The organism is Candidatus Magnetaquicoccus inordinatus, assembly GCF_004217665.1.
Taxonomy (GTDB): Bacteria; Pseudomonadota; Magnetococcia; order Magnetococcales; family Magnetaquicoccaceae; genus Magnetaquicoccus; species Magnetaquicoccus inordinatus.
This window is the reverse complement of record NZ_RXIU01000126.1, coordinates 1-10,313: the sequence shown is the minus strand read 5'-3', so window position 1 is coordinate 10,313 and position 10,313 is coordinate 1. Positions and strand designations below refer to the sequence as shown.

Below are 10,313 nucleotides of genomic sequence, written 5' to 3'. Positions count from 1 at the left end.
TCTTTGGGAGGGCGGACGCCCGACATGCACAGTTTCGCTTGTGGCAACAGTGAGGAGATTGGCAAATGCGATTGTCCTGCCCGGAATGGATCAGCAAATTGCTTTGCAGAGCCACCAAGAGTATAATCCATCGTTTGATTGATCTCTTCGACAGTATCAACACAAAGGATTGTTCCACAGATGAGTACACTAGAAACCTCCCTGGACCGGCGCCAACTGCTCTCTACCGGTGCCGCCTTGACTCTGGCAGCCACCCTCTCAGGAGAGCTCCTGGCCAACGAACATGGCGCCCATAGCCATCATGACCAGCCAGCCCCCAATGCGGCTCTGGTCGCTGCCACTCGAGATTGCATCGACAAAGGCCAAGCCTGCTTGAGCCACTGTCTGGCGCTGTTCCGGAGCGGTGACACCTCGCTGGCCGTTTGTGCCAGCAGTGTCAGCGAAATGTTGCCGCTCTCCACCGCCCTCTCGCAACTGGCAGCGCTTGGCTCAACCCATATCCACAAGCTGGCCGCCGTCTGCATAGATGCCTGCCAAAATTGTGAAGCCGAATGCCGCAAGCATGCCGACAAACATGCCTCCTGCCAAGCCATGGCCGAAGCATGCGCCGCCTGCATCAAAGCCTGCAAAGCTTTGGGTTAAGCCAATTTCTACCCCCTTCAGTCAAGCACTCCCTCTACCTGCCCGGAGCAGTTGTGCAATAGCTTCCGGGCAGTAAAAATGATTTTTTCATAACACCTGATGCTGCAAGAGTGCTACACTGCGGGTTTACAGTATTCTACTCTTGAAGAAAGGAGTGAACAGCATGCCACCTATGGACACCACAACAGCAGAATTGGAATTGGCCACCCTGAAGGAGCAACAAAAGGCGGCCAAAGAGGCGTATAAAGTGCAGCAACAGACCATAAAGCTGCGGATGGTCGATTTGAAAGAGGAGGCCAAACGGGCCAAGAAGATTGCCAAACTGGAAAGCCGTCTCAATGAACTGAAAGGGATTCTCCCGCCTCTTCCGCAAATCTGATCACTTGCAGAAGGGCTATTGTTCTTGCTGCCTAGCTGACCCTATACAGTAGGATTATTGTTCTTGCTGCATGGCTGACCACTTGCAGAAGGAGCATTGTTCCTACTGCATACTCCCCCAGGTGCGGTCTGGCATCTTTTGTCAACCAGCCGCATCGCGGGATCTATTTTGCGCCTCAGATACCGCTCTCCACCTGCAGCAACAGCGTTTCAGTTTTGCTGACGCGACGGCGAGTTTTGACCTCTACAGTCTGATCACTGTCCTGCCGATCGATCACTGCCAACAGTTTCAAGCGCACAAAATCGGGATCAAAGTTGGCCAAATCGCAGACCAAGCGAAAATTTTGTCCCCCTTCACGAAACCAGCGTCGTGCTGTTTCCCGCCGGGCCGGATTGGAACCAGACAATGCATCGTTTAATGCCGTCTCCAACACTGCCACCCATAATTTTTGCTCGGCTTCCATTAAAGGGGATACCCAGAAACCACGCGAAGAGTCCATTTTTTCCTCCACTTCAAACTGACAAACCCCTGTTTGTCATCACTCTTGCACTCATTAAGGCAAAGCGCAGGCCAATCTGTCACTCAGTCCAAACAAAGCTACTGCTATAGCATAACATCTGGTTATCAATAAGAAAGGTAAAATATACAACAATCAATAATAGTATATCGATTGACACATATTGCCGATAATCGCCAAGAACAGGCAAACAATTTTTTACACTTTATTTTTTTGTGTAAAAAATTTTTTAACCTCAAGACGGCGCTCTATCATCTATCACACTCAGCGCACTCTCGATAACCCTGAACATAAAAAGGGCGGGAAAGCTCCCGCCCTTTTTATTGCACAAACACAGATAACACAACTGTAACCGGCAACCGCTTAGATTGCCTTGTCTGGCTCTACATCATACCACAACCACGCTGTATTCTCCGTCGACTGGCACCCCCATTTCCTACTAAGCAAAACGACGCAACACCTCAGCCGAAACCACCTGCTGATGCAGTGCTGCATCCTCCCAACTGCCACCCCAGGACAACACAAACAACTGCGAATAGTAGATCACCGGGATGTTAAAATTGGTGCCAAACAGTTGATTGATCTTGCCTTGATAGACCTCCACATTCAACTGACAAACCGGACAAGGGGTGACAATCACTTCCGCTCCGTTATCCACCGCACACTGCAACAGATCACGAACCAAAGCACACGACTTTTCCACCTCGGTAAACATCAACGCCCCGCCACAACAGGCCACCTTCTTCGGATAGTTTACCGCCGTGGCTCCGGTCGCTTCAATCATCTTGTCCAAATACAACGGATTTTCATAACTCTCACCGGCGATACCAAACGGGCGATTGGTCTGACAACCCACATAACCCGCCGCCTTTAAGCCACTCAATGGCTTTTTGACCTTCGCCTTTAACGCCTCCCAACCAATATCCTCAATCAACACCTCCACCAAATGGCGGGTCTTGATTCCACCCTCATAGGAGAGATTGGCCTCCTTGAGCGCCACATTGATATCCGCACGCACCTCTGGCTCATGCTCGATTCGCTCTGCCGTCTCCCGCATCGCCAACCAACAGGCCGCACAGGTCGCTACCAGATCGGTCGTACCCCGTTGCTGCTGCGCCAAGGCAAAATTGCGCGCCGACATCGCTAAACGGGGTAATTGCCCCCCGCCCGCATAGCCAATGGAGGCACTGCAGCAGTTCCAGTCGTCGATCTCATTGAGCTGAATGCCCAAAATCTTGCACATCGCCTGTACGGAATGCTCCATATTGGCAGCCGAGGCACTCTTTTCCGAACTGCACCCCGGGAAAAATGTATACTCCTTCATGCCCCAGCCTCCCTTTTCGCTTCCAATTCTTGCGCCTTGGCGATCATCGCCGCAAATCCGGCATAACCCTTGATCTTGCCGCGAAACGGAATCGGGTTCAAACGCTTGGTCATCAACATTCCCAACGCCGAATCCTTCATCTCCAAACCTCTTTGGATACCCGCCGCCAGACCATCCACAAAATAGAGCCGCATCGTCAACATCGCCTCACCCACACGACCGGTGCTGACAATATTGGTCCAGAAAATTTTGGTGGCAAAACGGTTGGTCACCTGATTGGGATCCGCATAACCCTTCACCGAGGCATAACGGGCCAAACCATGCACAATATGGGTGATCGGTAAGCCACGCGGACAACGCACAATGCAGTTATAGCAAGAGGTGCACATCCACATCGACTGGCTCTTCAGCACCTCCTCTTTCTTGCCACCCCGGACCAACTGGAACAACTGCCGCGGCGAATATTCCCAGTGCGGACCCAACGGGCAAGAGCCCGCACACACTCCGCACTGCTTGCACATCTTGATCCAATGGCCCATTTCGGAATTTTTATATACATCCTGGGCAAATGACAAATCATACGCCATCGTCTAAAACTCCTTGTATGGGTTGAGATCCATAGAGCCAATCTGCTCGGCAAACTCATTGATGATCGTGGGCAACTGATCAGCATCCATGATGTTGACCTCCACCATCTTCACCCGGCTCGACTCCAACTGTAAACGGTTGAGGGTCTCGGAAACTTTGCTCAGACGAATCTCCGCCAGCGCCGATCCACGCACATTATGGCATTGATAATCATCACCATGCCGACAACCCATCAACAAAATGCCATCAAAGCCACTGGACATGGCATCAGCAATCCACACCAGGTTCATCGAACCCATGCAGCGCAACGGCACAATGCGAATATAGGTACTCAAGGCCGACCGCTTTTGCCCCACCATGTCCAACGCCGGAATGGCATCATTGACACAGGCAAAGACCAAAATACGCGGTTTTTCATCATCAGCAGGCGGAACTTCCACCTCTTTAATCATCGAACCGATCATATCCACCGAATAGTTGGCAAAGGAGATGATCTTCTGCGGACAGGCACCCATGCAGGTACCGCAACGACGACAACGGGTCGGATTAAACAAGGGGTTGCCCTTTTCATCCTCGTTGATCGCCCCAAACGGACACTCCTCAGTACAGCGTTTGCACTGGGTACACCCTTCCCGACGGAAAGAGGGATAGGAGAGATCTCCCGAACGGGGATGCACGGCAGCCCCTTTGGCCACCGCCTCTACCACCTGAATCGCCTTCAAAGCTGCACCGGTGGCATCGGTCACCGTTTCGGCGATACCCATGGGCCGCCGAGCGGGACCGGCCGCATAAATACCCGTGCGCCGGGTCTCATAGGGAAAACAGATAAAATGGGAGTCTGGAAAGCCCCATTTCAACTCCGGCATGCTGCGACCTTGCCGATATTCCAAATTGAGCACCGATTTGGCTGTCTCTTCGGCAACCTGACCCACAGGTGAAGGCTTGTTGGGATCCTGGGTATCCACCGTCGAAATCATGCCGGTGGCCAAAACCAGCAAGTCTACATCGACACTCTCTTTGCCACGCAACAACTTATCGTGGATCTGCACCGATAAACCACCGGAAGCACCCTTGCTGACCTGCTCCACATCACCCTTGATGATGACCCCACCCTCTTCCTGCACCCGCCGATAAAACTCCTCCATCTGTCCCGGTGTGCGCATCTCCTGGAAGAGCATAAAGGCCGCTCCATCCTGAAACTGCTCCAACACATACAACGCCTGCTTGAGCGAATAGGTACAACAGGCCGCCGAGCAATATTCCAAATGGTTGGCATCGCGTTGGCCCGCACACAGGGAGAACATGACCCGTTTGGCCGGTTTGCCATCCGACTTGCGCACCAGTTGACCCGCCTTGGCCATCTCCTCAAACTCCAGGCTGGTCACCACATCCGGTGAACTGCCATAACCCAAACGGGCATCCAGCTTGCTCGCCTCATAGAGGTTATAACCAGTGGTCAGGATAATGCTGCCCACCCGCTCAGTGTGCACCGTGTCACCGTTCTTGATCTCCACATCAAACAGACCGGGAGCCCCCTTGGTGCTCTGGATGGTCGCATTTTTATAGATCTTGATCCGGCTCTCGCCCTCAACCGTGGCCACCAGGCCCGGAACCGGATTTTCTTCCAAAACCCGATAGGGAGGCATGGTGGGAGAAACCTTGTGCATGCGTCCTACCATGCCACCCAGTTCAGCGCTCTTCTCCACCAAAATGGCCCGATAACCGGTCGCTGCCACCTCTTTGGCCGCCGTCAAACCGGCAATACCACCACCCACCACCAGCACATCGCGGGAAAAACCATCATCCTGAAACGGATCCGGCGCATTCATCTTTTTCAGCTTGACACTGCCCATGCGCAGATAGTCCGAGGCCATCATCTGCAGATCTTCCTTGGCCTCTTTGTTGCCGCTGGAAATATCCTGTACCCACAGGCTTTTGTCACGCAGATCCACCCGATCCAGCAAGGGGGTGTTAAACCGCTCAAACTCATCCGTTTTGACCCGGTGCGAACAGGCGGCAATCAACAGCGCATTGACCCCCTCGTTGGCCATATCGTCACGGATCATCTGCAACCCTTCCGCCCCGCACAAAAAGGGATGGGTACGGGTTACCGGCAGTTTTTGTTCCTTGGTGGCAATCTTTTCCAAAGCCGCCACATTCAACGCCTCGCCAATACCGCATCCTGTGCAGATATAACAACCGATCTTTTTCGCTTCCATCGTCATTCTATCCTCTCTTTGCGGCAGCTTGAATCGCCTTGAGTGCCACGGCAGTGCTCGCTTGTACTGCGCCCGCCACATCCAACGGCGAGGCTGCGCATCCTGATGAGAGCACCTGACCACCTTTGACCACAAATCCATATTCGTCATACGCAGCACTGTGACCGGGCACCCGTGCCGTCGTTGCCGAGGTGGGCTCCATGCCGGTTGCCAGAACCACCATGTCATAGCTGTCCGCATAACGAATACCGGTCAGTGTATTCTCGCCGATGACAATGGGATCCTTGCTCGCCGGATCTTCGTCGATGCGCGCCGGTTTTGACTTGATCCAGGTAATGCCCGGATCGGCCTCCACCTTCTTCTGGAACCCCTCATAACGATCCATGGCCCGCAGATCAATATAATAGATGGTCACCTGGGCATCGGGATATTGCTCACGCACATAGGTCGCCTGCTTCATGGAAGCCAAACAGCAGACCCGTGAACAAAAGGGCAGATGGTTGTGGTCCCGCGAGCCGGCGCATTGAATGAAAGCAATCTTTTTGACCTCTTTGCCATCGGAAGGACGCAGCAGACGCCCAGAGGTCGGCCCATAACTGTTGGCCAAACGCTCAAAGCGCATATTGGTACTCACATTGACATGGCGACCAAAACCATAGGGCTGAATCTTCTCGGCATCATAAGGACGCCATCCGGTCGCCCAAACAATACTGCCGACATGCTCTTCCAAAACCGTCGCCTGCATATCGGGATCAATCGCCCCTACCGGACAGGGCAGCGTCCGTGCCTCGGCACTGCGCGCATATTCTGCATCCATAAAATAGCAGTTGGGATAGGCCATCGGATGGCTGTTGCGAATCGCCTTCACCTGATCCATACCAAAGTTGAACGGATTGGCTACCATTGTGGTGCAGGCTTTGCTGCACTCGCCACAAGCGGTACACTTCTCGGTCACAAAACGGGGATGCTGACGAATGCGGACCGTAAAATCCCCCTCCTGGCCGCTAATCGCCTCTACTTCCGCCAAGGTCAACACCCGAATGCGCGGATTGTTCTTGACCCGCTGATAATTGATCTCCAAGCCGCAGGAAGGAGAACAAAGTTTCGGAAAATATTGAAAATGCTGGGATACACGTCCCCCCAACTGGGGCTCCCTCTCGACCAGGAGTACGGTGTGTCCCACTTCCGCCGCCTCCACGGCTGCGGTCAGACCACTGATTCCGCCACCGACGACCAATATGGTCCGACTCGCGGCTTGATCATCCGCCATGTTTCACCTCTATCATAGGGTGTTGATAACAGATCCAGAACCGGCAGCACGATTCACGCTTGCCGCTCCTTATCCTCACTTCCATCCGTTTCGGAAACCAGAAGATTCTTATATACTGAAATTCTGATTTAGCGGATTCTAACAACGAGAACAGCGTATGCAAATTTTTTTCTGTCGCTTGTTGCATTTTGTTTCTATATCATCAAAATTGTTTTCAGATAGTCGGAAGAGTCTGCTCTCTCCCTAAAGCAGCTCCGCTCAACCGACACTCCCTGTCTGCTCTGCCCATCTGCATTTTGCGTGAGGAATATCATGTCTCATCCTGCTTTTGAGTTGCTGCGCCGTCAACCGGTCGAGGCCCTCAATTTAACCGTAGAGTTCTATCGTCACCGCGTCACGGGTGCGCGTCACCTGCATCTGGCTACTGACGATCCCCATAACGCTTTCCTGGTGGCCTTTCTCACCGTTCCCACCGATTCCACAGGTGTCGCCCATATCCTGGAACATACAGCCCTCTGTGGCAGCCAACGCTATCCGGTCCGTGACCCCTTTTTCATGATGAACAAACGTTCACTGGCCACCTTTATCAATGCTGTCACCGGTGCCGACTGGACCGCCTATCCCTTCTCCAGCTTGTCACGCAAGGATTTTGACAACCTGATGCAGGTTTATCTCGATGCCGCCTTTTTTCCCAATTTAAGCCGCCTTGATTTTGCGCAGGAGGGGTATCGCATTGAATTGTCCGATGCCAACGATCCCCACTCCCCCCTGGTCTATAAAGGGGTGGTCTATAACGAAATGAAAGGGGCCATGAGCAATCCGGTGCGGGCCCTGAGCGAGGCCATTTCCCAACCACTCTTTCCTGTCACCACCTATCGTTATAACAGTGGCGGCGACCCTGCCATCATCCCGCAACTGACCTGGGAGCAGTTGCGTGCTTTCCATGCCCGCCACTATCACCCCTCCAACGCCATCTTCATGACCTTTGGCAACATCAGCGCTGCCGAACACCAAGCCACTTTTCAAGAGCGGGTTTTGCATGCTTTTACCTATCAGGCGGTCGATGTGCGCGTTGAGGATGAGCAGCGTCTCAGCCAACCGGTACGCAGCCATGCCACCTATGCCATGGATGGACAGGAAGAGAATAAAAACAAAACCTACATTCTGATGGGCTGGCTGCTCGGCCACAGCAGCGAGCAAAAAGAGGCGCTCAAGGCACAACTGTTGAGCGGAGTACTCCTCGACAACAGCGCCTCGCCTCTGCTCTATGCCCTGGAAACCTCACCTTATGGCAGCGCCCCCGCCCCCATGCTCGGGCTGGATGCCTCTGGCAAGGAGATGGCCTTTTTCTGCGGCCTGGAGGGCTCTGCACCCGAACATGCCGATGCGGTGGAAGAGATGATCCTCTCGGTCCTGCAACAGGTTGCCAGCGAAGGGGTTCCTCTGCAACAGATGGAAGCGGTCCTGCACCAGTTGGAGTTGAGTCGCCGCGAAATCAGCGGGGATGGACTCCCTTATGGTCTGCACCTGCTGCTCACCGCCATGACCCCCATGCTCTACAACGCCGATCCGGTTGCGGCTCTGGCGCTGGATGAGATTCTTGAACAGTTGCGGGAAGAGATCAAAGATCCTGACTTTATTAAAAACTTGGCCAAGGAGTGGCTGCTCGACAATCCGCACCGGGTGCTCCTGGTGATGTCTCCGGACAAACAACTGAATGCCCAGCGCAGTGCTCTGGAGCAGCAACGTCTGGCCACTTTGCGCGCCTCCATGGATGAGCAGGCTGTGCAGTCGTTAATCGCAGCAGCCGAAGAGCTGAAACAGCGGCAGGAAGAGGAGGATGATCCCAACATCCTGCCCAAATTGCATCTCTCTGACATTCCTGCCGATCTGGCCATCCCCAGCGGACAGCAGCAGATGCTCGGCAACATGCCCACGGCCTTTTATCCCTGTACCACCAACCGTCTGGTCTATCAGCAACTGATCGTCCCGTTGCCCAGCATGAAAGAGGAGTGGGTCGATCTTGTCCCTCTGTTTGCCTCTTGTCTGACTGAAATTGGTTGTGGCGGGCGCGACTATCTGCAAACACAAAACTGGCAATCGGCCATCAGCGGCGGTATCAGCGCCCGAAGCTCTGCCCGTGGCGCCATCGATCATTCGCACGCATTCCGCGCCCAATTCATCCTCTCCGGCAAAGCGCTCACCCGCAATCAACAAGAGCTCTCCCGTCTGCTCTGGGAGACCTTTCATACTCCCCGTTTTGACGAGCTCAACCGTTTTCGGGAGCTGATCGCCCAACACCGGGCGGCAGCAGAAACCCGTGTCACCAATAATGGCCATCTTCTGGCCATGGCGGCGGCCGCTGCCACCCTCAACCCCATCGCCGCCATCCATGACCGTTGGAGTGGTTTGCAGGCCATTGCCCGGTTGCAGCAATTGGACGATGCCTTGGACGATCCGCAACAACTGGAGCATTTTGCCCAGCAGTTGGCCGCCATCTGGGAAATGGTCCATCAGGCTCCTGGCCAGTTGATGGTGGCTGCCGAGGCCAATGATTTGCCTGCCTTGAGCGCCACCCTCAGCCAACAATGGGCAACGGCCTCTGCAGCCGTTCCCTTTGTGCCGTTGACGACAATGGGCTGCACTGTCCAGAAAAAGATTGCCTGGAGCACGGTGACCACCGTACATTTTTGTGCCAAAGCCTATCCGGCGGTTCCCTATATCCACCCCGATGCACCGGCTCTGGCTGTCTTAGGTATCTTTCTCAAGCATGGTTATCTGCATAAAGCGATTCGTGAGCGTGGTGGTGCCTATGGCAGTGGTGCCGGTTTGGACAGTGATTCCGGTGTTTTCCGCTTTTTCTCCTATCGGGATCCTCGTTTTAGCGACACTTTTGCCGATTTTGATCGTTCTGTGCATTGGCTGGCTGAGACCAAACATGAGCCCGAAGCGTTGGAACAGGCCATTTTAAGTGTTATCAGCTCCATTGATCGCCCAGGCTCTCCTGCAGGCGATGCCAGACGTGCCTTTCATGATGCGTTGCATGGTCGCACCCCGGAGATTCGTCGGCAGTTTCGGCAGCGGATATTACAGGTTGCACAAGCAGACCTGTTGCGGGTAGCGGAGAGCTATCTGCAACCGGAAAATGCGGTCATGGCTGCAGTCAGCAATGCCAGCACTTTGGCTGCGGAAGCAAAAGGGTGGGACATTCACAGCTTGTGATTGTTACAACCCATTCTGTATGCACAAACAATAGATTCAGGGGAGAAAAAAGAGCTCTCCCTTGAATCCAGTGGCCAGGGCAATCGCATTTGAAAATCAGAAAATTATTAGGGAGGTCCAGGAGGAGATTATCTCCTCCTGGTGGGTGCAGG

General features: G+C 53.8%; 8 protein-coding genes. 3 read left to right on the top strand and 5 right to left on the bottom strand.

What is annotated here, in order from left to right; translation table 11 throughout:
* Positions 1-180 precede the first annotated feature (180 nt).
* The gene (locus EJP87_RS10150) at positions 181-642 is read left to right on the top strand and encodes a four-helix bundle copper-binding protein (RefSeq protein WP_227657566.1); all 462 of its coding nucleotides are present in this window, start codon (positions 181-183) and stop codon (positions 640-642) included.
* Between the two features lie 163 nt (positions 643-805).
* Positions 806-1,021, top strand: coding sequence for a hypothetical protein (locus EJP87_RS10145; protein WP_130471757.1), 216 nt, complete (start codon positions 806-808; stop codon positions 1,019-1,021).
* 175 nt (positions 1,022-1,196) lie between these two features.
* Here EJP87_RS10145 and EJP87_RS10140 read toward each other — a convergent pair whose 3' ends face one another.
* From EJP87_RS10140 to EJP87_RS10120, 5 genes are all read right to left on the bottom strand, one after another.
* On the bottom strand, positions 1,197-1,520 hold the full coding sequence (locus tag EJP87_RS10140) for a hypothetical protein (RefSeq protein WP_130471756.1): 324 nt from the start codon (positions 1,518-1,520) through the stop codon (positions 1,197-1,199).
* Between the two features lie 457 nt (positions 1,521-1,977).
* Entirely contained in the window at positions 1,978-2,862 is an 885-nt protein-coding gene (locus tag EJP87_RS10135) for a CoB--CoM heterodisulfide reductase iron-sulfur subunit B family protein (protein ID WP_130471755.1), read from the bottom strand.
* Positions 2,859-3,449, bottom strand: a complete 591-nt coding sequence (locus tag EJP87_RS10130) for a 4Fe-4S dicluster domain-containing protein (protein WP_130471754.1) — start codon at positions 3,447-3,449, stop codon at positions 2,859-2,861. The genes EJP87_RS10135 and EJP87_RS10130 overlap by 4 nt, the downstream gene beginning before the upstream one ends.
* Before the next feature lie 3 nt (positions 3,450-3,452).
* Positions 3,453-5,675 carry a hydrogenase iron-sulfur subunit gene (locus EJP87_RS10125; protein ID WP_227657565.1) on the bottom strand — a complete coding sequence of 741 codons (2,223 nt, stop codon included), beginning with the start codon at positions 5,673-5,675 and terminating at the stop codon, positions 3,453-3,455.
* A gap of 1 nt (position 5,676) precedes the next feature.
* Positions 5,677-6,939, bottom strand: a complete 1,263-nt coding sequence (locus tag EJP87_RS10120) for a CoB--CoM heterodisulfide reductase iron-sulfur subunit A family protein (protein WP_130471753.1) — start codon at positions 6,937-6,939, stop codon at positions 5,677-5,679.
* 312 nt (positions 6,940-7,251) lie between these two features.
* Between EJP87_RS10120 and EJP87_RS10115 the strand changes: the two genes are divergently transcribed.
* Complete coding sequence (locus EJP87_RS10115; RefSeq protein WP_130471752.1) at positions 7,252-10,161, top strand: insulinase family protein; 2,910 nt, start codon at positions 7,252-7,254, stop codon at positions 10,159-10,161.
* Positions 10,162-10,313: the final 152 nt, after the last annotated feature.